This is a genomic window from Okeania sp. (genome assembly GCF_035285525.1).
GTDB lineage: Bacteria > Cyanobacteriota > Cyanobacteriia > Cyanobacteriales > Microcoleaceae > Trichodesmium.
Window position 1 is genome coordinate 21,484 of the sequence record NZ_JAYKGW010000210.1, and the last position, 24,890, is coordinate 46,373.

The window sequence follows — 24,890 nt, forward strand, 5'->3', positions numbered from 1 at the left end:
TAGTGGACTGTTTGATCTAAAATGGTGCATTAGGGGGTAGGGGAGAAACATTTTTGTAACCTACAGCTATTGCACCATTTAAGGTGAAACAATGCAATAGTGCCTTTGTGTAAGTCATGCACAAATTATTTAGAAATATTATTTTATCATTTTAAACGAATAAAAGTCAAGAATACCAGCAAATTTTATGAGTCAAACATCTAATAGTGAATCTAATATTAATAGTGATTTTGAATTTCTATTTACTCGTTCCATTGAGTTTCGCCAAGAAACAATTTACTTTATTATTGTAGACCGTTTTTTTGATGGCGACCCTAGTAATAATGAAGGTCCTAATCCTAAATTATACGACCCCAATAAAGAAAAATGGGGTTTATATTGGGGTGGAGATTTACAAGGAATAATTGATAAACTTGACTATCTCAAAAAAATGGGAGTTACTGCTATTTGGATGACTCCTTTATTTGAACAAATAGAAGAAGAATTATTTGAAATGGCTCCTATTCATGGATATTGGGCGAAAGATTTTAAACGTTTAAATCCTCGTTTAGTAGACAAGAATGATGAGCTTTCTTTAGTAAAAAATCAGGAGACTGTTTTTGATAAATTAATAGCAGCAGCTCATAATTTGGGGATAAAAATAATTTTAGATATTGTATGTAATCACAGTAGCCCAGATGCAGGAGGAAAGAAAGGTCAACTGTTTGATGATGGAGTTTTAATTGCTGATTTTCATAATGATGTTAATGACTGGTATCATCATTATGGAGAGGTAGAAGATTGGGATGATAAATGGCAAGTTGAAAATAAAGAATTGGGAGGATTAGCAGATTTTAATGAGAATAATCCTGACTATAGAAAGTATATAAAATCAGCAATAAAGTTATGGTTAGATAGAGGAGTTGATGCGCTACGAATAGATACAATTAAACACATGCCATTATGGTTTTGGCAAGAATTTTATGCAGATATTAAAAGTCATCAACCATCAGTTTTTGTTTTTGGGGAATGGATTTTTAGCGGACCTTATGATGCTCAATCAGTGGAATTTGCTAATAAATCTGGAATATCAATGTTAGATTTTGGTTTCTGTATTGCTATTAGAAATGCTCTAGGAAAATGTGAACCGGGAGGATTTCATATTATTCAAGAATTACTAGACCAAGATAATGTTTATAATAGTGCTACTGAGTTGGTTACTTTTGTTGATAATCACGATATGCCGAGATTTCAAAATTTGAATCCAGACCCAGGAATTTTGAGATTAGCTATTAATTTAATTATGACTTCTCGTGGTATTCCGTGCATTTATTATGGTACTGAGCAATATCTTTATAATAATACGGATGGTGGAGAAGAACCTTATAATCGCCCAATGATGAAAAAGTGGGATACAAATACGCCTATTTATCGAGATATTAAATTATTATCAAAAGTACGTCGAATTAATCCGGCTATTTCTTTGGGAAGTCAGTGGGCAAAATATGTGACTGAGGATGTTTATTGTTATGTTCGACGTTACCGAGATTATCGTTGTTTTGTAGCAATTAATCGTGGTAATCCAGTGACAATAGATCGGGTAGAAACTGATTTGGAAGATGGGGAATATTTTTGCAGTTTAACGAAGCGATTTTTTGAGGTAAAGGATGGAATTTTATCTAATTTAGAATTGGGTGTACAGGATATGATTGTGATTAATTATTTGGGTAATCGTGTTCAGGGAAAAGTTATTGTTCGAGCGCAGTTAAATGGTATTTCAACTAATCATGGTGAGGTAGTAGTAGTAACTGGAGATTGCCCAGAGTTGGGAAATTGGGATATTAGTAAAGCTTACCAGTTAGAGTATATTAATTCTAATACTTGGTTTAATGAAATTCCGTTTAATGAAAGTGTAGGAAAAGTGATTTCTTATAAGTATGTAATTGTTTATCGAGATGAATATGGAAATGAAACTGATATTCCGAAGCGAGAAAATTTGGTTTCTCGACAGTGGTTATTAGCTAAAGAAGGTACGGTGAAATGGCAAGATAATTGGGAATTTTGAAGAAGGAAGAAGGAAGTTTAATTCAAAAGTCATGCATTAAAAATTTTCAATTTAAAATCTAATGCACATTTTAGGTGAAACAATTCACTACTAGACCTATAATTAACTGATTCAATTATGGAAAAATATGTTAAATAAGTAGCTTCAGTAGGGTGCGTTACGCTTTGCTAACGCACCATTTTTCCGAGATATCTAATAAATAATGTTAGTTTTTATGATGGTAAAAATATAAAATAAATGATGGAATTAGCCGAATATTCTATCTATTATTTACCTTACTATTTACCTGATTTAAACACGCAGATAAAATTGGTGGGAAGTCTAAAAAATATGGATAAAACAAATATTTTCAGAATTGGAAACAGTGAGAAGTTGAATTCAAAAGTCATGCATTAAGAATTTTCAAGTTAAAACCTAATGCACATTGTAGGTGAAACAATCCACTACTGTACCTATAATTAACTCATTGAATTATGGAAAAATATGTTAAATAAGTACAAGTAAGAAAAAAATTTACAGTAGTTTCCGAAGCTATAAGGTAAAGCTATTTTTCTTATTTTCTGTTCCCTGTTCCCTGTTCCCTCTCTTAAAAATGACTACCACAAAGACTAAATTACCTTTACCACCAGGAAATTTTGGTTTACCTTTTGTAGGTGAAACTATTAGTTTTCTAACAGATAATAACTTTGCTGAAAAACGAGAAAAACAGTATGGAAAAATCTACAAAAGTCATATTTTTGGAACCCCTACAATATTTTTAGCTGGAGCAGAAGCTAATAAATTTCTGTTTGCTAACGAAAATAAATACTTTACTCCTACTTGGCCAAAAAGTACCAGAATTTTATTAGGTCCTAATTCTCTAGCTGTCCAACAAGGTAGTGTTCACCAGCAACGACGTAGACTTTTAGCACAAACTTTTCAACCTAGAGCTTTAGCAGACTACACTCCCACAATGGAAACTATGACTGCTAGCTATCTGGAAAAGTGGGTAGAGATGGGCACCTTAACTTGGTATCCGGCAATTCATGACTATACTTTATGATATTGCTAGTCATTTGTTTATGGGAAGTGACGGTGGTTCCCAGACAAAATTAGCTAGTTTATTTGAAGAGTGGGTAAAAGGTTTATTCTCTATTCCTGTGTCATTACCTTGGACAAGATTTGGTAAAGCACTCAGTTGTCGGCAAAAGCTATTGCAATATATTGAAGAGATAGTTTTGCAACGACAGCAAGAGGAAAAATTTGGTGAGGATGCTTTAGGTATACTTTTGCAAGCACGGGATGAAAATGGTAATAGTTTACCTTTGGGTGAATTGAAAGACCAGATATTATTGTTGTTATTTGCTGGACATGAAACCTTAACTTCGGCAGTTGCTTCCTTCTGTCTATTAACCAGTCAACACCAAGATGTACTTACTCGTCTGCGTGAGGAACAAAAACAATTTTCCTCTACAGAACCTCTAACAACAGAAAGCCTCAAACATATGACTTATTTAGATATGGTTCTGAAGGAGGTTTTAAGATTAACTCCACCTGTGGGGGGTGGGTTCCGACAAGTAATGCAAGATTGTGAATTTGGCGGATATTCGATTCCTAAAGGTTGGTTAGTTCAATATCAAATTGGTAAGACTCATCAAGATGAGACTATTTACCCAGATCATAAAAATTTTGACCCCGAACGTTTTGCACCAGAAAATGCTGTAGATAAACAAAAGGTATTTGGCTATATTCCCTTTGGTGGTGGGATACGAGAATGTTTGGGTAAAGAGTTTGCTAGGTTGGAAATGAAAATTTTTGCAGTCAAGTTGTTGCGTGATTATGAATGGGAGCTTTTGCCAGAACAAGATTTAAGTTTAGTTGCAGTACCTACACTTCATCCCCGTGATGGTTTAAAAGTGAAAATAGGGAATAGGAAATAGGAGTTATTTCAGTTATCAGTTAACCTCCGACTTTAGTCTGAGGCTTTAGACCTCATTTTTTGGTAATAAAGAGTGTGGGAAGGGTGGTTTATATCAAATCCGCTGGCTTTGGAGAATAAAGTTCGACCATCCATCAGTATAGGAAAAAATTCCTAGTTTGTAGAGGGTATGGTTCCCGAAAAATTGGAGACCAAACTCCTACAGTTCCTAAATTGTACCGAATTAAGCAGATTTGATATTATAGGGGTAGGGTAGGGAGTATGAGGAGATTGGGTAATGCTTCAAAACAGAAGATTTTTTCTACCAAATTAAGCGGATTTGATATAATCTCATTCCAGACAAAAGAATAATGAAAAGTATTCTAAAATACAGTAAATATCAAACTTTTTTGCAATACCCAGCATAAATATCTCTGGTTCAAAATTTTGACAACTCGGTATTATAAGTTAATTAGGCAATTTCCTAGTTACGGCTCTCCTCACTAGGCACTGTTCTATGTCATCAGACTATATTTGAGTTACTATAAGTAAATAAAAATTTACATTTGCTTGGGTTTATGGCCACTAAATGGTTAGTAATTAGTCAAAAATATTACTACTAGGGAAATATCTTTTCTGTGACTATAAACATATAATTAAAGAGGAAATAATAATGTTTGAACGTTTTACAGAACAATCAATCAAAGTAATCATGTTAGCTCAGGAAGAGGCCCGTCGTTTAGGACATAATTTTGTGGGGACAGAGCAAATTCTCCTGGGATTAATAGGTGAAGGTACAGGTATTGCATCTAGAGTTCTGAAAGAGTATGGTGTAAATCTCAAGGATGCTCGGAACGAAGTAGAAAAAATAATTGGCCGTGGTTCTGGGTTTACTCCGGCAGAAATTCCTTTCACTCCCAGGGTGAAAAGAATGCTAGAAATTTCCCTAGAGGAAGCTAGGAAATTAGACCATAACTATATTGGCACAGAACATTTGCTACTGGGATTACTACAAGATTCTGAAGGAGTAGCTGCTAAAGTTTTGGATAATTTAGGAGTCGATCGAGGCAAAATTCGGACTCAAGTAATTCGCTCTCTAGGAGAAGTTGCTGCTGTTTCCCCTGGAGGTTCTTCTCCTAGTGGTAAGAAAGCAGTTACTTTGGAAGAATTTGGTACAGATTTAACCAAGTTAGCAGTAGAGGGGAAAATTGACCCTATAATCGGCCGAGAAGTTGAAATTGAACGGATGATTCAAGTTTTAGGCCGGAGAACTAAAAATAATCCTGTGCTTATTGGTGAACCTGGAGTGGGAAAGACTGCTTTAGCTGAAGGGTTAGCTCAACGGATTATTAATCAAGATGTTCCTGATATTTTAGAGAATAAGCAGGTAGTTAGTTTGAATATTGGTTCTCTGATAGCTGGTACTCGGTTTAGAGGAGAATTTGAGGAACGCTTGAAAAAGATAATGGATGAAATTCGTGCTAATGGTAACATTATTTTGGTAATTGACGAAATTCACACTGTTGTCGGTGCTGGTGCGATTGAAGGTAGTATGGATGCTGCTAATATTCTCAAACCTGCTTTGGCAAGAGGTGAGTTACAATGTATCGGGGCGACTACTTTGGATGAATATCGCAAGTACATTGAAAGGGATGCTGCTCTGGAACGTCGTTTTCAACCTGTGAAAGTAGGTGAACCTAGTGTAGAACAGACTATTGAAATTCTCCAAGGGGTACGTTCTGCTTATGAGCAACACCATCGGTTGATTATTTCTGATGAAGCTCTGACAGCAGCAGCAGAATTATCTGACCGATATATTAGCGATCGCTTTTTACCAGATAAAGCTATTGATCTAATTGATGAAGCTGGTTCCCGCGTCCGGGTAAAAAATTCGATGGTTTCACCACAGTTGAAAGAGTTAAGACGAGAACTTTTGAAGGTGACAAAGGAAAAGGAAGAAGCGGTTCGTCAACAAGATTTTGAACAAGCAAGTCAACTACGCGATCGCGAACTAGAAATTCAAGCAGAGATTGAAGAAACTACTTCTGGAAAGAAAGGGAAAAAACCTAGTAAATCTCCTGTTGTGACTGAAGATGATATTGCTCATATTGTGGCATCTTGGACTGGAGTTCCAGTGAGTAAGTTAACAGAATCAGAATCTGAGAAACTGTTACACATAGAAGATACTCTGCATCAACGTTTGATTGGTCAAGAGGATGCGGTGAAAGCTGTTGCTCGTGCTTTACGTCGCGCTCGTGTTGGTTTGAAAAACCCCAAACGACCTATTGCTAGTTTCATTTTCTCTGGTCCGACTGGTGTTGGTAAGACAGAATTAACTAAAGCATTAGCTGCATATTTCTTTGGTTCTGAGGAAGCCATGATCCGGTTGGATATGTCAGAATATATGGAACGTCACACTGTTTCTAAGTTGGTTGGTTCTCCTCCTGGATTTGTTGGTTATGATGAAGGTGGGCAGTTAACTGAAGCTGTACGTCATCGTCCTTACACTGTAGTTTTATTTGATGAGATTGAAAAGGCTCATCCAGATGTATTTAATATTATGTTGCAAGTGTTAGAGGATGGTCGTTTGACTGATTCTAAAGGTCGAGTAGTAGATTTCAAAAATACTCTCATCATTATGACTTCCAATATTGGTTCTAAAGTCATTGAGAAAGGTGGTGGTGGTTTAGGTTTTGAGTTTGCTGAGGATCAGGAAGAAGCTCAATATAATCGTATCCGCAACTTGGTGAATGAGGAATTGAAACAATATTTCCGCCCAGAATTTCTCAATCGTCTCGATGAAATTATTGTCTTCCGTCAGTTGAATAAGGATGAGGTAGAAAAGATTGCCGAAATTATGTTGCGGGAGGTATTTAGTCGTTTAAGCGATCGCGAAATTACTCTGACAGTGAGCGATAAGTTTAAGGAGCGTTTAGTTAAAGAAGGATTCGATCCTAGTTATGGAGCGAGACCTCTACGTCGAGCTATTATGCGTTTGTTAGAGGATGTTTTAGCAGAAGCTTTATTAGCTGGTGATATTAAGGATGGGGAAAATGTTTATGTAGATTTAGATGAAAACGGTGAGGTAAAAGTTACACCTATTGCATCTCTTGAAGAAAAATTCCCAGAATTTGCTTACAGTAATAATTAATCGGGAGTTACGCACACAACCCCAGAAACCCGGTTTCCTCAAGAAACCGGGTTTCTTTGTGTGAATTTATAGCCACTTACAGTGCTTTTCAAATCAATGAACCACATCGCCATAACCAAAATCTTGTAGGGACTATGCAACGTCCCTATTGTGGTTTAATCAAATGAAAACCGCTGTATGTTGATGTACGAAAATTTTCTCCTATTCTAGGCTATATTTTTGGCTTTGTTGCACCAAAGTATATAGCTTCCACACTTCCTCGACATATATACAACAATAACGCGCGGAAACTACTGTAACTATTGTACAATAAATGAATAAAATATCAATTATGGAGATAAAAAGACTGAAATTTTGAGCTGTAAATTCTTGGAAATTCAATTATAGACATCTAAATAACTATTGTACAATAGATGAATGAAACATCAATTATCGCCAAACAGAGCAATGTAGCTGCTGCCACCATCTTCCGCCAACGCTTTCTCAGCAAAGCAATAACTATTGTACAATAGATGAATAGAACATCCTTCGAGCGATCGCTCAAACCCAGAAACCCGGTTTCTTGAAGAAATCGGGTTTCTGTGCGACACTTCAAAAATATTGTAGGGGCGGGTTTAAGCAGAGATTTTTCGGCCTAACCTCGGACTTATGTAAACCCGCCCTCATGTAAGGTGTTAGTTGTGTCAGTCTAGTCTTGGGGCGGGTTTATGTAACTTCTAGATGAAAACTTAACTTAACTGAGAAACCCGCCTATAATTGGGGGCGGGTTTATGTAATTTCTAGATGAAAACTCAACTTAACAGAGAAACCCGCCTATAATTGGGGGCGGGTTTATGTAACTTCTAGATGAAAACTCAACTTAACTAAGAAACCCGCCCCTACCGTATATTATTAGTTGTGTGGCAATCCAAATGCAATCAGCACACTAACTCCTAAACCTGCAAACGCTTTTAAAGCATCACTAAAAATCATTTTACCAGTTTCTTTCATTTCACGGTGTTGGAAATTGTAAGTTATTGCTACTTCTCTACCAGCTAAAAGACCAAGAAATACCCAAGTTGTACTCATTGGTATTTTACTCCATTCTTTAAATAATAACAAAATTAACCCATAAATAAAATCTAAAATTGTTGCTGAACGAATATCCTGAGTGTTGGTTTTAATTGTTACTATTTCTTCAATTTTACCGCCTTTTTCGTAGAAAATAAATGCACAGAAAATTAAGATTACCAAAATTGAAAAAAATAGCATTCCAGCATTAAGATTTCGTGGTAAATATACAAAGATATTTGCCATATCTTGAATTAACCACTGACTCCACAAAAATCCTGTTGAGCTCCACTGTAAAACTACCCATTGAATAGGTGGTTCTTCATAAGGTGTATTGATAAATTTATCTTCTAAAGATTTTGTCAGAAGATTATAAACAAGTATAGCTGTTAAAAAAGCAATGCCATATCCAGATAATGATTTTATCAGCATATCTGTGATATTTTCAGGGGCAAAAGTTGTGAGGATTAGAAAAGTTGTACTAACAGGAATCCCTAAATTTGTTAAAAATATCAGTGCAATTGGAGGAACAATATAAATCCAATTAAAATGTTCAGGAAAAGGAAATTTTTCTAAGCGACCATAAGCTAAATCCCCAGAATTTGTACTCCAGCTATAGATAAAAACTACCAGTAAAATAGAGCAAGCAAATAACCATAATACCCACCAACGACGCTCTTGATTAGAACTTAAAAAAGTTCCTATAGTTTGAATCGCATCGTTCGCTATAACTGAATATGATGCTAGGATAAATCCGATCAACATAAATACATATTGACTATTCATATATACACTCAAATATTGAAAGTAGAAGATAAGCATTCAGCCATCAGCTAGCCTCTTTCAAAGGAGCTAACAGCTATCAGCTATTACTTTCAATTTTAGTTTGAGATAAAAGCTTTGCTAATTGAACCCGAATTAAATCTTAACTACAAAAGCTGTCTTTAAAGCCTATATTCGATTTAAAATCCCTCCTGTTACTGATATGTGACAGCTAATAGCTGAATGCTCACACTGAAAAAACTGCCTCTTGCTTACTGTTGAGACACTTCACTAATGCTTTAGCTTAGAAGAAATTATTCATTATTTGCTGACTACTTACTGCTAATGGCTGAATGCGAGCGCATTCCCCAGGAAATACTTACACTTTTAGTTGCGCAATAAAAGCTTGATTTCGGCTTCTCCCCTGATTGGGCAGCAAATTTTATCTTGATAAAATACAACTGTGATAAAAAAGATACCTGTGATACATTAATAATCAAATAAACTCTTAATAAGATTATCATACAATCTTTATTTTTAAGTTAACAATAGGTTAATTTTTTTGACAAATTATTGATTCAACTCTCAACATATAAATGATATAAAACTTTAATAATAATATAAAGATTTAGTAAGATAAATAAAATATTTCATATTTAAGCTGCTATTATCATAATTATCTAAATACTTTAGAACTTAAACAAATCAACTAAGAAACCGGGTTTATTGCCCTAATATTGTTGTTAAAAACACAAAATTTCGTTCATAAACCCGGTTTATCCATAAGTCCTGTACTTAATATTGTAAAGAATTAGATTTTTGGGGAGGCTAATTTTAAGATGGCATCATTAGGAAATATTTGTCGAAATGTTCTAACTGTAACAGTTGCAGCAATAACTATTTCGGTTGGGACTTTAGGTGAAGCGATCGCTCAAACTATTGAGGGTGCAGGAGCATCTTTTCCTGCTCCCTTGTATCAACGTTACTTTCAACAACTAAAAAAAGATACAGGAATTACAGTAAATTATAATTCCGTCGGTAGTGGTAAAGGTATTGAAAGTTTTGTTAAAGATACAGTAGACTTTGCTGGTACAGATGCGCCACCAGTCGCAGCAGAAATAGAGCAAATGCCAAAGGGTTTAGTTATGGTTCCCACGGCAGGAGGTGCTGTAGCAGTAGTTTATAATCTTCCGGGAGTTAGGGAACTGAAACTATCTCAGTCTGTACTACCAGATATTTTTGCCGGAAAAATCACTAAATGGAATGATCGCAGAATTGCTAAAGATAATCCAGGAGTTGATTTACCTGACTTACCTATTCAAACTGTAGTCCGAGCTGATGGTAGTGGTACAACCTTTATTTTCTCCAAACATTTGAGTGCAGTAAGTCCCTTATTTAGTAGAGAAATAGGTGCATCCAAAAAACCTCAATGGCTAGGAAATCCCCTAAAAGGCAACAAAAATGATGGTGTCGCTGATTTAGTGAAGAAAACTGAAGGGGCGATCGGTTATGTTCAGGACACTTTTGCCCGCCAAAATAACCTGTCAACAGCAATGTTGGAAAATTTACGAGGTGAGTTTGTGAAACCTAGTCTGGAAGAGGCAAATAAAGCCTTATCAGGACTTCGTTTTTATCAAAATTTTAATCCTGTTAACGAAGCTAATCCTGATGAGGGGTATCCTATTGTTGGTATTACTTGGCTATTAATTAAGCAAAATTATGATAGTTCAGATGATGCAAATGCTATTAAAAAAATGGTTAGTTGGATTTTGAATCAAGGTCAAAATTTGAACAACACCCTTGAATACACTCGCGTTCCCAAGAATATAGCTGTAAAAATACTCGAAAAAGTAGAAGCTCAAGTTACAAGTAAATAGTTTCTCATAGATAACTTTAGGAGTATTTACAGCAGATTCCAAGCAGAAGACCTACAGATATTAATAGTTAATCTTACAGTGCGATTTTTCGGGAACCCTGCATCTTGCTCGCGTCGTGGATGTACCTTACTAAACTGGAATCCGCTGTCTATAGAGATTTTCTGCATTACAGAGGTTTTCATTTCAGTAGATCGTAAGTATGGGCGAATGGCATTTTCGCTTCGCGACATGAAACTCCCTTATAGGTTTTTGCTTATAAAGATGTGGTTTATCAAGAAAGAAAAGCGCTGTCATTTCAGTTATCAGTAGAGAGTGAACCTCCGACTTTAGTCGGAGGCTTGAAATACTAATAGGACTTACGCACAATAACGTAATTCTCTCATTACGAGCGACACCGTTTGCGGAGCATTCCGTCAGGAAACCAATCTCAAACCCTGAAATTGTGTTCTTAATGCGTAAGTCCTGACTAAGTTAAAATTTTTTCATCCCCTTAAAAGGGGAAGCTTTATACCTCTTTTTTTTTTGGTAATATCATGTCCGGATAATTAGACATCTCCAAAAATAAAAAATTAAATCAATTCTTATCCATAAATTATCAATTATTTCTTCCTGTTCCCACATATCTAGTGTTCCCTGTTCCCTCATTTGGAGGAGATGTCTATATAAAAAAACTTCCTCTTCTTCCCCTCCACCGGAGGGGTTAGGAGTGGATTTACTCCTGACTTGTTATTTATCACTATTCAACCGCACATAATATGAGATGTACAAAGTAAATCCCGAAAAAAATTTAGTGCGAGCATCTTGCCCTCCATAGTCCATTTGATAACAACAGGAAGCACTGTAATTTAAGACTTATGCAAAGAAACCCGATTTTTCCAAGAAATCGGGTTTATGAGTTTAGTTATGTAATGGTTTTTGTGTAAATCTTGCTTGCTTGAAAACCTGCGCTATCCTAAAAAGAAAACGTCAGCATGTTTGCATTATTCAATTACTTCCATTTCAGAAATTACCTGTTCTTTGCGAGTTTTACCACATGGTTCACTGCTTTCGCAATCATTAACATTAACTTCTTCATAAGTTAATCTCACTCTTTGATCTAAGTAAAAATCTCGATCGTCGCAAATTTCAAATTTAGCTCCGATAGAATATTCTTTACCATCATCATCTACCAAAGTTGCATAGCACATTAGATCGCCAGCAACTAATTCTATTACCATTCCCTCTTCAAGCAAAGATTCTTGAGCAATGGCACTGATCGAAAAAGTAGCCAGAGCAATGGCAATCAAGGAAAAAGAAGCCATGATTTGTTTGAGCATAGATTCTCAGTAATCTAAAGATTTCCGAATAATAGCACAAAAAAAATAGAATTTGTCAATAAAAAAACAGAATTAATTTCTGGTAAGCTAGGAAACTGGACTACATTCAGAGGGATTATTTTTAAATGACAGAAGCATTAAATGTACTGGGTGAAAAACTAGAAATTTGCTGCACTTCTCCCATGACTGGATTTTATCGAGATGGGTTTTGTCAAACTGGAGCATCTGATTTTGGCTCCCATGTTGTTTGTGCAGAAGTAACAGCAGATTTTTTGGAATTTACGAAATATCGTGGTAATGATTTAAGTACACCCAGACCAGAATTTTCATTTCCTGGATTAAAACCAGGCGATCGCTGGTGTTTATGTGTATCTCGTTGGAAAGAAGCGCTTGACTTTGGAGTTGCACCACGAGTAATTTTGTCCGCAACTCATCAAAAAGCATTGGAGGTTGTACCTCTGGAAGTTTTGCAGGAACACTCTCTTGTTATTAATTAGGGTTTGCTGATTAAATATAAAACCTTTGACAAATAAAGCTTTTAGCCTTTTGAGTTTTTAGGTATGCAAAAAGTACCTGGTTTTGAGCTGCTTCTTGCTCCTCAAGTTACCATTTTAGGGAAAAGTTAGGGAAAAAAATTACTCCCCGACTCCCCTAATCCCCGACTCCCGCCCTCCCTAAAAAGCTGGAAGCTAAATACTAATAATTTCTAGTTCTTAACTTCTGCTATTTCTATAACTCGACTATTCCAGTCCTTTACCAATAAATTAAGAGGTTTTTCTGACCTAATCTTATACTTAAGACCACGCATCTGTACCCGCAATAATATTTGTTCTAAACAGTCTTTATCAAAACAAACATGACGTTGACGGTTTTTAGCACCAAGACTCGCTCCACTAATAATGTGTAGTTGGGAATTTTTCATTAATTGATACCACAAACCATCTGGAACTGATGTTTCTTGGTTATTAACACTGGGTCTGGTATAATCATTTGCCAGATAGAGTGGATCTATACCAGTTGCTCCTAATGTTTGTTCATAATTGTAGTAGTAATGTAAAGGTACTTCTGCTACTGGCAACTCGAGCATACCCTCATAGAATTGTTGAGCGATCGCCAAATTAGAAACCATAATTGTATAAACTTTTGGAGCGCTGGTCAAAAACATCCACATAGCTACAGCATAAGCAGCTAATAGCATGACCATTATCCCTTGAGTAGAAAATAGACTATCAAGGGGTAGTTCTGGTAAAAAAGCACTTAGAGGTAACTGGGGAAGCCAAAAAGCCATAACATTTACTACTAACATTCAGTCTAAAAGAATTACTATTGAATTTAATTTTAACTTCGGTCTATTATTTTAACATATCTACTGTTGTTTATTATGTAGTGGCTAAAATTTAGTAGCGGAATGTTTCATCTAAAACTGTGCAGAGCGATTTTCTTCTTTATCTATCTGCCTTGTCTTCCTTGTCTAGCCATAACCAAAAATTAATATACCATTTAAGATCAAACAATCTAGTAGATGTAGGTTGGGTTGAGGGACGAAACCCAAAAACAATCTTCCTCTCTTACTCCACATAATGCACTATTTTAGGCAAAACAGTCTAGTGGACTGTTTCACCTAAAAATGTAGGTTAGGTTGTTGCTTACTGACCCGTAGCGGTACGACAGTGACACCCAACAAAGCTTTAATTATTGTTGGGTTTGGTGCCTCAACCCAACCTAGGTCTAATTATTAGTTATTCGGTAAAATTTAGTAGTTTCTAATTAATCTAAATGAGTTACCTAAGAGTATTTGTCTATGGTACTCTCAAACCAGGAGAGGTAAACTATCAATTCTATTGTGCGAAATATATTGTGGAGTCTTTTCCAGCAGTTGCCAATGGTCTCTTGTATGAACTACCTATTGGTTATCCAGGGATGACTAATGGAAAAGGTAAGGTATATGGATTTGTATTATCATTTCTAGAGCCAAAGATTTTGCTAGAGTTGGATGAATTAGAAGATTATCATCCTGAACGCCTTTCTGAAGAAAACGAGTATCAAAGACAAAAAGTTCCTATTTTTGGACTTGATGGGCAATATTTAGGAGATGTTTGGAGCTATTTAATGTTACCAGAAAAGGTAAAGTTACTTGGTGGTAAACTTTTATATGATGGTTTTTGGACAGGTGATTCAACAATTAATAATTAACAATTAATTAGGGTTGACTGAAAAACTATTTTTGCTCTTTATAGGGAATAGAGAATAGTTATAAGTTAAGAGTTATCTTTCGTAAGCATTCAGCAGTCAGCTAATAGCTATCAGCTTCTGAAAAACATCTATAATTTCCAGCTATAAATTATATGGGTTAAAAGCTCATATCTATAGTTGAAAAGTAGAATTAGAAGTTGAAATATCCCTTGACTTAACTTCATAAAAAACTAAGAACTGACTGCTGAGGTGCTAATAGCTGAATGCTTACTATCTTTCTGTAATAGTCAACCCAAAGTGCCCACTTTTTTAACCCTCAAAATCATCAAATATTTATCAGTAAAAACTTTTATATTTATTCAGTAAGTCTTAATTATTACCTCTTCTGATAAAGATAAATAAGAGAATTGACTAAAAAAATTTTTTGGTCTTTTTTCTCCATGAATAAATTAGAATTAATCTCTTAAATATAATTATTTGATAATTACTAATTACTATTAGACATCTCCACAAATTAAAAATCAAATCAATTGTCGTACAGAAATTATCAACTCTTTCTTCCTATTGCTCATTGCCCATAGCCTATTTTCTGGAGATGTCTATTTATTTTCCAGAGGCTTAACAGAGGGTTGAGGAATTTCAAACAATGGTTCATTGACAGTTAAGATAACATTATTGGGATTAACTATTTCTATAACAGGTTCATTTAAAGCTATCTGTACAGGTTCAGAATTCGATACATCTGCTAACTGAGTTACTGGAGAACGAGTAGCTGAAATAATCCCTGATATAACTGCTATTGCTAGAGCAGCAATAGCACTACCACCCAAAATAACAGTCCGTCTCGATCTGCGGTCAATTTTTTCAAATACTTCTTCAACTGTCCTATCTACAGTGTCTAAATTTTGGGAAGTTATTGGCATTCTTTCAAACTCATAATGTAGTTGTAGTAGTCTTTGATAAAGATGTCTAGCAACTGGATCTTTATCAAGTAAAACTTCTACTTCTCTACGTTGTAATGCTGTTAACTCACCATCAATGTAAGCACTTACTAATTCAAATTTTTCTTGTTTCATAGTTATTTTTTCACCCCGAAACTGATTATCAAAATCATTTGAATTTATTTTTTTACTCATAAATTAACACTTATAAATTAATCGAATAATTGATACTTAATTGTTTTTATTTAGATGGAATTATTGATATGGCAATTTTTATTCTGGCAAAGTCAAAAATAACTTATTTTTAGATAATAAAAAAACTTTATATATCGAAATTTAAAGATATTTATTTTGACTATTTACAAAAGAATTTCATAAATAAATTCAGCCTATTTCAAGTATCCAAATATTTTTGCAGTTGCAATTGTAATCTTTGTCTAGCTCTAGCAATTCTTGATTTAACAGTTCCTAGAGAAACTTCAGTAATTTCTGCAATTTCTTCATAAGATAAACCCTCAATTTCCCTCAAAATAATAGTTACTCTAAATACTTCAGGTAATTGAGCGATCGCATTCCTCAGATGATCGTAAAATTCTTGTGTGCTTAATTGTTCTTCTGGTCCTGGAGTATCTGTAGCAATTTCCCAATCCATAACACCATCATCCAAAGCCAAAGGAGCATCCAAAGATAGAGGAGGAGTAACTCGTTTTCGTTTCCGTAATTCGTCGTAAAATAAATTAGTAGTTATCCGACTTAACCAACTCTTAAATTTTCCTGGCTCTTGTAACCGTTTAATATTACGATATACCCGAATCCAAACCTCTTGAGCCAAATCTGACCGATCTTGCCATTCGGGGGCTAAATGATATAAAATTTTCTCTACATGGAGTTGGTATCGATGTAGAAGTTCTGCAAAACTTGTACGATCTGGGCGACTACCTTGTTGGCACTGTAATACTAGATCGTAGTTAGATAGTTTTTCGGGTGGTAATTCCACTTGTGAAAGGGTTTGTTCAACCTTAGACCATTTTACAAACACATATTGACTCATTTGGCAATTGGCTCAATCAATAGTTTTTTGTTTTTCTACTTAGCTTTAGCTAGGGGTTGCTAATTAATCTATTAGCATTTTGAGAGCATAAAAATCTGCTCTTGTTTGAGATATTTATGCTGCAAAAGACAGCGCTCTCTTGGAGGCAAAAGCTAGAAAGAGTTGGAGAAAAAAATTACTCCCCATCGCCTCATTTCCTTAATTCCTTAATTAAAGACTTTTTCCGCAAACCCTAGCTATATTGAGAATAGACGAGGAATATTTTCCAGAGTTCCCTGCCTCTTGAGTGTTAATTCCATTATTTCTCAGTATCTATTTCACAAGCTCCAATACTTACCCAACTACTCGATCCATCTGCCCAATGTTCTTTTTTCCAGATAGGGGCTGTATGTTTTAGGGTATCTATGGCATAACGACAGGCTGTAAAAGCTTCTGAGCGATGTGGACACCCAATGGCCACTAAGACGCTAATTTCACCAATTTTTAAACGTCCCACCCGATGATGAATTATGACTGTATTAACTTCTGGCCATTGACAGCGTATTTCTGACGCAATTTGTTCAAATACTTTGATAGCCATAGGTTGATAGGATTGATATTCTAGAGCAACTACAGATTTACCGTCTGTTTGATTACGAACCATTCCGCTCATTACTACTACGGCACCATTTGCAGGATTATCTGCTAAAGCGTAAATTTCTGCTATGGATAAAGGAGCTATGGTAATAGAAAAGTTGTTCTGTTCTTGTTTTGGTTTAGTAGATAAAGACATAAATAATTAATAATTAATAATTGATAATTCAACAACCAAGAAACCGGATTTATTGCTATGATATTATTGTTCAAACTACGAAATTTATTCCATAAACCCGGTTTCTACGTAAGTCTTATTTTACAAGTATGGAAATTGCTATAATTGATAATTTATCAATTAATCAACAGAAGTTTAAAGTCTCTCCTTTTAAGTGAATAATTGTTGATTAGAGATAGTTTTCATTATTCATTATCCATTAATTATAATTTCAGCAAATGAAAACATTAATTAGATTAAAAATTGAGTGTTTTTGGGAAAATAAAATGGAATATTTTGTCGCTTTCGGCAAGAGTTCAGCAAAAAAATTACTCCCCATTTTCTCATCATCTTAATCTAATTAAATTAGAAATAACTTTCATTATCCATTATTAATTATTAATTATTAATTATCAATTATCAATCTTTCCTCCTCCTAAAAGATATAATAAAGCCATTCTTACAGCAATACCACTGGTAACTTGTTGAGAAATTAAACTTAACTCTGGATCATCCATTAAATCAGAACTAATTTCTACCCCTCGGTTCACAGGTCCTGGATGTAATATTTTCACCCCTGGTTGACAAAATTTAAGGCGATCGCGTGTAATGCCAAATAATTGATGATATTCTCTTAAACTAGGTAATAAATGTTGATTCATTCTTTCTTTTTGCAGCCTTAAAGTCATTACAAAATCTGCCTTTTCTAATGCAGGTTCAATATTCCAATGTACAAATAATTTACTAGGTCTATTATTACCTAATTCAGCAAAATATTTAGGCAATAAACTAGGAGGTCCTGCTAAATGTAATTCGGCACCAGAAGCGGTTAAACTCCAAATATTAGATCGTGCTACTCTAGAGTGAAGAATATCCCCCACAATAGCAATCTTTTTTCCTTCTAAAAGTTCTATTCTCGGTTCAGTTGAATTTAACAATTTACAAATAGTAAATAAGTCCAGTAAACCTTGAGAAGGATGTTCGTGTTGACCATCTCCAGCATTAAGCACTCGGACTCGATGACCATTTCGATCCATTGCAGAAGCGATCGCTGCGGGAACTCCAGAATCTCGATGTCGGATGACCATCATATCTGTTCCCATTGCCAGATAAGTCATTGCTGTATCTAGAATGGTTTCTCCCTTGGTCAGAGAGGAAGTTCCTGGGGCAAAATTTAGGGTATCTGCGGATAAACGTTTAGCAGCTAATTCAAAACTATTACGGGTGCGGGTTGAGGGTTCAAAGAATAAATTGGCTACGACTTGACCTTGCAATGCAGGTACTTTTTTGGTTCGGCGACCTAGAACTTCTTGAAAACTACCTGCTGTTTGTAATATAATATTATATTCGGTCGTTGTAAATTCTGCTAGAGAAAGAATATGATGACGAGTCCAAGAATTTGTAGACATTTGTGATTGAATTTTTGTCTAAGTATTATTACAGAATTTATGTAGGTTATTTCAGTTATCAGTTATCAGTTATCAGTAGAAAGTGAACCTCCGAGTTTAGTTAGAGGCTTGAAATACTGAAGTTAAATATTTCTCTTGGTCGATTAGATATGGCTCTGTAAGAGCAGGAAACCTGTCCCTCCGAGACGCTGCGCGACATATAAAGCGGAGTTTTGGGTCAGCAAAACGACCGCTTTTTCATCCCCTGAAAAGGGGACGCTTTAGACCTGATTTTTTGGTAAACAAGAAATTGGGTTTATGGTGTATTCTATCTTAAGTTTTGTAACACAACCTGGAAGGTTGTTACACCCTTGAAGGCTGTGTTACCAATCATTACTAGCTTTGATCGATCTTAAATGGATGTCCACACAATAGTCTTGATATTTTTATCATTTTTTTTGCAGCTTTTCTCAAGGGGGTTACAGGATTAAGTTTTTCTACCATAAGTTTGCCTACCCTGGCGATTTTTCTCGATCCGAAAATAACTATACCTTTAGTTATTGTGCCTTCTTTGTCTAGTAATTTTCTGGTGATGGTACAAGCTGGAAAGTTTCCAGATGCAGTTAGGAATTTTTGGCCTATTTATTTATCAACGTTCCCTGGGTTATTTCTGGGGGTATATGTTCTCAATTTTGTAGAGGGTAAAATTAGTCGAGCTATTCTGGGAGCTATTTTATTTCTCTATGTTCTCTGGACGTTGCGTTCAAAACTTATTATCCTTTCTGGGAAAATGAGGAAATGGTTAACTGTTCCAGTAGGATTGACAAGGGGAATAATCAATGGTATTAAAACAGGTTCTTAGATTATGCCTATTTTGCCATTTTTGCTGGCTTTAGACCTCAATAAAGAAATTTTTGTACAAGCGATTAATCTTTCTTTTACTCTTTCAAGTATAATTATATTGTTTTTACTGAGTAAAATTGGATTGCTTGAACCATCTTTATTAGGTATTTCTGTGGTGGGTATTTTGCCAGTTGCTGTAGGTATTAATTTTGGTGGTAGATTGAGAAAAAGGTTGCCGGAGGATAAATTTCGGACAGTAGTTTTGTTGTTTTTATTGGTGCTTAGTTTCAGTTTGATTATGCGGTCTATTGATAATTAATCATTAGAAATTAAGTAGATTTAGGCATTAAATTTAGAACAAATAGGACTAAAGCCATGAGGTAGGAAAAATAGGGGTTTGAGATTGCTTCGCTTCAGTCATATCGGAGGAAAATACGTTGCAGTTGCGTAAGTCCTATAAATAATATTACACAAAAAAAAATTAGTTAATTTACCCAGGACTTACGCAAAGGTACTATATATAATATATAGTTAAAAAACTATTGCGTATGGGGTTTTAAGAACTATATACAGGTTCGCTGCTTCAGCAATTAATAATGAACAATTAACTATTAATTATTAGGTAATTTCTGTTAGGATTAAACTTTGAATAACATAAATATCTGGTTGCATAGTTCTCCCTATTGACGAAGCGGAAGCAATCTTCTAAAACCCTAAAATTGCTCGATCCTAAGGTTTTACCGCTCCCAAGGACTTCGATATAGTAATTGCCCGGTTTTATATAAATTGTTGCCATTCCCAAATATCTAGGTTATATTAAGAATACATCTAATAATAAATATGGTTTAGAAGGTAGATTGACTGTAAAGATAAGCTAGAGAGCATCCTTCATACTACTCTTGGAAAAGGTGGAGGCAGAAGGATTAGAGAGAAAGAGTGAAAAATCACCTTTTGATAACTAGATTTGGTGTGAAAGAGTTAATTGCAGAGTATTAACTTAATACGAAGACTAAACGCATAATTTAAAAATGGGGCATTAACCATTATGGTCAACAATCAAGTAAGCTCAAAAAAATTTTTAAACTTTTTGCTGTCATAGACAGCAAAAAGTTTAACTACTGCTATAGCAATCACTACAATAACAGCCGTATCTGAGGCTAAAGCTGCTACTATCACTAACGGATTCACATTTTCTGTTGCTAGCGGATCCGACCAGTCTATAGGAAATCACTTTCACTCTTCGACTGGTGGTCAATTTGGTAACCCTGCTGGAAAAGCTGAAGTTGGTAATTTTTTCAGTGAAGAAGTTCGTGGACTTTCAGAATACAATTTGGCTGGTTTGAGTACATCAAGTTCAGCTTTTGTAACTTTTGATGTATTCAATGATGGAGGATTGTTCTCTGGGGCGAATGACTTTTCTTTTCTAGGAGATATTAATATTGTAGCCTATCAAGGTAACAATTTTGAGAATATTTATGATTATCAAGCTACGTCTATCGGAACTGTTGGTACGTTCAATACAGCAGGTCTTTCTGTAGGAGATACTTTGAGTTTCGACATTACTTCAATTTTCAATGATGCTATCTCCAATGGGTGGTCTTCTTTAGGGATTCGTTTAGAAAGTGCGACAAATCCACAAGGAGCAGCTTGGACTTTCGATAATTTCCACCTTACCAATGATAATCAAAGTACAAATCTATCGGAGACTGTCCCCGAACCAACTTCAGTTTTAGGTTTATTAGCTGTTGGTGCTGTTGGTGTTGGTTCCATGTTAAAGCGCAAATAGAATTACTAAAGTTATAAATATTAGTTGAAAGCGATCGCTATTTAGTTTCAAGAGCGATCACTTTTTTTAATAGGCAATATCTTTCTTCTTCCTTGTTTATACAATACCAATACTACCGGATAGGATATTATATCAAACCTGCTGGCTTTAGAGAATAAAGTTCTACCATCAGAAAAGAGCAAAAACTCCTATTTGGTAGATGGTAGGGTTCTCGAAAAATTGGAGACCAAACCCCTACGGAGCATTAATTCTACCAATACTATCAGACAAGACATTACTTCTAACTAGCGTAAGGAAAAATTAGAACGCAATCTTAAATTCAAATCATCTTCAGGATAAATCACAAATACCTCTGCTTTATCCTTACCCACGAACACTCCACCCAAAGCACCTAACCCAGCACCTATCAATAACCGTTCCACCTCTAGAAGATTATCCCCAAGAATACCAGACAATAAACTAGCAGCAGCACTACCCACAGCAGCACCCTTCAAAATATCTCCAGCACTAGCACCCTTTGTTATTTCTTCAGTCTCAGTAATTACCCTAGAAATAGCATTAATTGGAAATCGGCGATCGCCAATAATTAATTGTTCACCAAAAAATTGAGTACCATTAGAAACAGGTCGTAGTTCACCTTCTATCTCACTACCAGCCGGTATTACCACTCTTCCTTGAGAATCTCGAATATCTCGACTCACTTTCAGTCTTAACTCCATAGACTCATCTGGAGTTACCACAATCTTTTCTGCTTTCTCATATTCTATAGGGATAATTCTTCCTGCTGGTATTTCTGCTACAGAAAATTGTCTTTGTTGGTTACTAGGAACTCCTCGTTGAGGAACTCCTCGTTGAGGGACTTGTCGTTGTGAGTAAAATTGAGCCATTGCTTGATTTGACATTAAACCTGGAGTTCCTGTACCTAATGTCATGCCTAGACTTAATAATAAAGATGTGCCAAAACGGTATTTTTTTGAATTAAACATAATTATTTCCTCCAATATTGGTTATAAGTTATTAATAAGTTCTCCTAAATTTTTTTAGTGAGAGGTAACTTTTGAATTTTGAATTTTGAATTTTGAATTTATATCCTCTACAGCTTTTAAAGCTAAAAGTGCAGCACCATAAACAGGTTGATGTCGTGGCCAAATAACTTGAGCAGTAGGAGCGATCGCCGTGATAGAATTTTCAAACCAACTGCGAAAGTTTTCCATACCCCTCCAGACACTTCCAATAGTAACTACTTCAAAAATTTCGTGAGGCTGAAATAAGGTAGATATGACAATTTTTGTAGCTTTACTTAACTCCTCGATAGCACCTTGAATAATTTTTTTAGCTACCTTATCTTCCTTATTTGCTGCGGCAAAGACAATAGGAGCAAGTGTGGCTACATCTTTTGCATTCCATCCACGGCGATAGACTATTTCTATTAGGCCCTCAATATTTTTCAGACCCAGATATGTTTGAAAGTCTGTAATTAAGGTAGTGGGGGATTCACGCCCATCATAACTTTTCAAAGCTGCTTGTAAACCTTGAATAGCTATATTATAGCCACCCCCTTCATCTCCCAACAGATAACCCCAACCACCAACCCGTTTAGTTAAGCCTTGATTATTCTGGCCAAATATTAGGGAACCTGTACCTGCCATGACCACGACACCCACAGCATCTCCAATACCTCCTACCAAAGCGATATTACTGTCACTACAAATAATAGTAGTATGAGTTTGTAAATCCCATTTTATCGGCAAATTAGTAATAATTTCTTGGATGAATTTTTCTGCTACTATAAAATCTTCAGCTCTGCCTACTCCTGCTAAACCAAGACAAATTCCAGAGATTGGTTGATGGCTATTACTATTAATAACGGCTTGAATAATAGCGCTTTGAATCGAATTTTTAGCGACTTCAATTCCGACACTCTGATAATTTGACGGACCGCTTTTACCACTACCAAGAATTTGATAATTTTCATCCATTAAAACGGCTTCGGTTTTGGTTCCCCCGCCATCAATTCCTAAAACATTTATTTTTTTCATCATTAGAAAAACACAATTATTTTGTCTGTAATAACTTTACACTGTATTTATAGAAATAGGGTTATTTCAGTTATTAGTTATCAGTAGAGAGCGAACCTCTGACTAAAGTCGGATGTTTGAAAGACTGATTTATCGGGAACCGTGTTAAAATTTTTTCATCCCCTTAAAAGAGGAGGCTTTATACCTCTTTTTTTTGGCAAGCAATTAACAATTAAAAATTAATAATTAGTAATTACTCCTTTTTCAAAGAAGGGGATTTACTAAAAGGATTTTTTTATTTATATCCTTAAAAGGGGAGGCTTAAAGACGCGAATTATTGAATGAATAATTATTGACTATAAACTTTTAATTATTAATTATTAACTATTAATTGTTTGGTAAGCATTTAGTTATTAGCACCTCAGCTATCAGCAATAAGAACCTGTACTTAAATACTGAGTTTAAATGAGTATATATTTTTTATAGTAATATTTTTAGTTTCTCAATTAAATATTACTTTTATCACTCACTAAAATCAATAGCTTAATTGCGCAGTTTCGACCCAGGATGCTAGCTAATAACTAACGGCTGAATACTTACGAAATATGAAAAAATTTCACAAGAAAATAAGGTATCAAAATAACTATTAATTGAAATTAAATATAACTATCTTTGCCAGAAATAAATTACCACAAATAGTCAGGATAAATTATATCTAACTCTCAAATTTCAAAATTAAGAGATTTTTTAGTGAATAAAATCCTAGGAAATAACAAGAAACATATTAAATCAGATTTAAGCAACCTAGAAATATTTGCCAAATCTCGACTGCCCCTTTCAGGAGCATTTTATAGAAAATTTACTCAATAAAATTATTTCACAAATCGACATTAAACCCAATCTTAAATATTTAGAGTTTGCCATCGGTACTGGCAATTTTATTCTGATATTAGTTAAACAATTACTAACTAAATTTAATTTTGATTATATAGATGAGATATTAAATTCAATCTATGGATTCTAGCTAGATTGGGCAGCACTATAAATTTGTAAAATTAGGTTTTTATTAGAATTAGATAATTTTTTTAAGATTGATATTTCTACTTATCAAAACCTAAGTTTTTATCAGATTGATTTTACTGTCAAAACTGCACAAGGATTTTACTTTATCAATGATTTTCACATTATTTATAAAGATTCAAGCCCAATCATAAATCTTAAAAAAAAGAGCTAAAGTTTGATTATATTTTCGGGAATCTATCTGAGTGAATCTCGATTTTAAATAAAGCCAAAAACTCACTGCTTTTAGGGAACACTTAACCGGGAAAAAGTATTTTGGCAAATATGAGATGCACCCTGAATTTTGTCATTACATTAAATATGATTATGAATTACAACTTCGACTTAGCGAATAAATTAGAGTGAGATTGGAAAAAGAAGAAATTAAAAATAAAAAGTGCATTGGTTTAGGTCAAGTGGAAATTTACCGAAATAATTAATAATTAAACAATTAAATAATTCGCGCCTGGAACCCTCCCCTTCGATAGGGGAAAAAGTCGTCGTTTTTGCGCTTCGCTTTATATGTCGCGCAGCGAAACGGCGCTTGAGCCGACATGGAAAGTGCACCATTCCCTATACGAAAACGCTGCGCGACATGGAAAGCGGAGCTTCCCGTAGGGTGAGATGGATGGTTCCCTAATCATATCTAATCGACCAAGAAAAATAAATTTTTTCCTTAAGCGCCAATCCTCTCCCTAAAAGTGAGAGGTAATTATCCATTATC

General features: G+C 34.9%; 18 protein-coding genes and 1 pseudogene. 9 read left to right on the plus strand and 10 right to left on the minus strand.

Annotated features, from left to right (window positions below; translation table 11 throughout):
• The first annotated feature begins 187 nt into the window (after positions 1–187).
• The 4 genes from VKJ25_RS19790 to VKJ25_RS19805 all read left to right on the plus strand — a co-directional run bounded on the left by VKJ25_RS19790 (position 188) and on the right by VKJ25_RS19805 (position 7,092).
• Entirely contained in the window at positions 188–2,044 is a 1,857-nt protein-coding gene (locus VKJ25_RS19790) for an alpha-amylase family glycosyl hydrolase (protein ID WP_324238360.1), read from the plus strand.
• Between the two features lie 592 nt (positions 2,045–2,636).
• Positions 2,637–3,086, plus strand: a complete 450-nt coding sequence (locus tag VKJ25_RS19795; RefSeq protein WP_324238361.1) for a cytochrome P450 — start codon at positions 2,637–2,639, stop codon at positions 3,084–3,086.
• Positions 3,070–3,963, plus strand: coding sequence for a cytochrome P450 (locus tag VKJ25_RS19800; protein WP_324238362.1), 894 nt, complete (start codon positions 3,070–3,072; stop codon positions 3,961–3,963). Before VKJ25_RS19795 ends, VKJ25_RS19800 begins: the two co-directional genes overlap by 17 nt.
• Before the next feature lie 651 nt (positions 3,964–4,614).
• The gene (locus VKJ25_RS19805; protein WP_324238363.1) at positions 4,615–7,092 is read left to right on the plus strand and encodes an ATP-dependent Clp protease ATP-binding subunit; all 2,478 of its coding nucleotides are present in this window, start codon (positions 4,615–4,617) and stop codon (positions 7,090–7,092) included.
• A gap of 391 nt (positions 7,093–7,483) precedes the next feature.
• Here VKJ25_RS19805 and VKJ25_RS19810 read toward each other — a convergent pair whose 3' ends face one another.
• A complete protein-coding gene (locus VKJ25_RS19810; RefSeq protein ID WP_324238364.1) occupies positions 7,484–7,687 on the minus strand; it encodes a hypothetical protein in 204 nt (67 codons plus the stop codon).
• 296 nt (positions 7,688–7,983) lie between these two features.
• Entirely contained in the window at positions 7,984–8,928 is a 945-nt protein-coding gene (locus VKJ25_RS19815; protein ID WP_324238365.1) for a hypothetical protein, read from the minus strand.
• Positions 8,929–9,743: 815 nt separating this feature from the next.
• On the opposite strand from VKJ25_RS19815, the gene pstS reads away from it, so the two are divergent.
• Positions 9,744–10,781, plus strand: a complete 1,038-nt coding sequence (pstS, locus tag VKJ25_RS19820; protein ID WP_324238366.1) for a phosphate ABC transporter substrate-binding protein PstS — start codon at positions 9,744–9,746, stop codon at positions 10,779–10,781.
• A gap of 980 nt (positions 10,782–11,761) precedes the next feature.
• On the opposite strand, the gene VKJ25_RS19825 is transcribed toward pstS, so the two are convergent.
• Positions 11,762–12,097: a hypothetical protein gene (locus VKJ25_RS19825; protein WP_324238367.1), complete on the minus strand. Its 336-nt coding sequence runs from the start codon at positions 12,095–12,097 to the stop codon at positions 11,762–11,764.
• A gap of 125 nt (positions 12,098–12,222) precedes the next feature.
• On the opposite strand from VKJ25_RS19825, the gene VKJ25_RS19830 reads away from it, so the two are divergent.
• Positions 12,223–12,594 carry a DUF2237 family protein gene (locus tag VKJ25_RS19830; RefSeq protein WP_324238368.1) on the plus strand — a complete coding sequence of 124 codons (372 nt, stop codon included), beginning with the start codon at positions 12,223–12,225 and terminating at the stop codon, positions 12,592–12,594.
• Positions 12,595–12,803: 209 nt separating this feature from the next.
• Here VKJ25_RS19830 and VKJ25_RS19835 read toward each other — a convergent pair whose 3' ends face one another.
• Complete coding sequence (locus VKJ25_RS19835) at positions 12,804–13,385, minus strand: glyoxalase-like domain protein (RefSeq protein ID WP_324238369.1); 582 nt, start codon at positions 13,383–13,385, stop codon at positions 12,804–12,806.
• A gap of 488 nt (positions 13,386–13,873) precedes the next feature.
• On the opposite strand from VKJ25_RS19835, the gene VKJ25_RS19840 reads away from it, so the two are divergent.
• Positions 13,874–14,290 carry a gamma-glutamylcyclotransferase family protein gene (locus VKJ25_RS19840; RefSeq protein ID WP_324238370.1) on the plus strand — a complete coding sequence of 139 codons (417 nt, stop codon included), beginning with the start codon at positions 13,874–13,876 and terminating at the stop codon, positions 14,288–14,290.
• A gap of 599 nt (positions 14,291–14,889) precedes the next feature.
• On the opposite strand, the gene VKJ25_RS19845 is transcribed toward VKJ25_RS19840, so the two are convergent.
• The 4 genes from VKJ25_RS19845 to VKJ25_RS19860 form a co-directional block, all read right to left on the minus strand.
• The gene (locus tag VKJ25_RS19845; RefSeq protein WP_324238371.1) at positions 14,890–15,426 is read right to left on the minus strand and encodes an anti-sigma factor family protein; all 537 of its coding nucleotides are present in this window, start codon (positions 15,424–15,426) and stop codon (positions 14,890–14,892) included.
• A 199-nt stretch (positions 15,427–15,625) separates the two neighbouring features.
• Entirely contained in the window at positions 15,626–16,282 is a 657-nt protein-coding gene (locus VKJ25_RS19850) for a sigma-70 family RNA polymerase sigma factor (RefSeq protein ID WP_324238372.1), read from the minus strand.
• Between the two features lie 298 nt (positions 16,283–16,580).
• The gene (locus tag VKJ25_RS19855) at positions 16,581–17,054 is read right to left on the minus strand and encodes a molybdenum cofactor biosynthesis protein MoaE (protein WP_324238373.1); all 474 of its coding nucleotides are present in this window, start codon (positions 17,052–17,054) and stop codon (positions 16,581–16,583) included.
• 431 nt (positions 17,055–17,485) lie between these two features.
• On the minus strand, positions 17,486–18,481 hold the full coding sequence (locus VKJ25_RS19860) for an aspartate carbamoyltransferase catalytic subunit (RefSeq protein WP_324238374.1): 996 nt from the start codon (positions 18,479–18,481) through the stop codon (positions 17,486–17,488).
• A gap of 430 nt (positions 18,482–18,911) precedes the next feature.
• Between VKJ25_RS19860 and VKJ25_RS19865 the strand changes: the two are divergent.
• Together VKJ25_RS19865 and VKJ25_RS19870 are read left to right on the plus strand one after the other, a co-directional pair.
• Positions 18,912–19,622: pseudogene (locus VKJ25_RS19865) on the plus strand (sulfite exporter TauE/SafE family protein).
• 1,011 nt (positions 19,623–20,633) lie between these two features.
• Positions 20,634–21,089 (plus strand): PEP-CTERM sorting domain-containing protein, encoded by a 456-nt coding sequence (locus tag VKJ25_RS19870; protein WP_324238375.1) that lies wholly within the window; start codon positions 20,634–20,636, stop codon positions 21,087–21,089.
• Positions 21,090–21,373: 284 nt separating this feature from the next.
• Here VKJ25_RS19870 and VKJ25_RS19875 read toward each other — a convergent pair whose 3' ends face one another.
• Together VKJ25_RS19875 and VKJ25_RS19880 are read right to left on the minus strand one after the other, a co-directional pair.
• Positions 21,374–22,075, minus strand: a complete 702-nt coding sequence (locus tag VKJ25_RS19875) for a TraB/TrbI/VirB10 family type IV secretion system protein (RefSeq protein ID WP_324238376.1) — start codon at positions 22,073–22,075, stop codon at positions 21,374–21,376.
• Between the two features lie 54 nt (positions 22,076–22,129).
• A complete protein-coding gene (locus VKJ25_RS19880; protein ID WP_324238422.1) occupies positions 22,130–23,128 on the minus strand; it encodes an N-acetylglucosamine kinase in 999 nt (332 codons plus the stop codon).
• Positions 23,129–24,890: the final 1,762 nt, after the last annotated feature.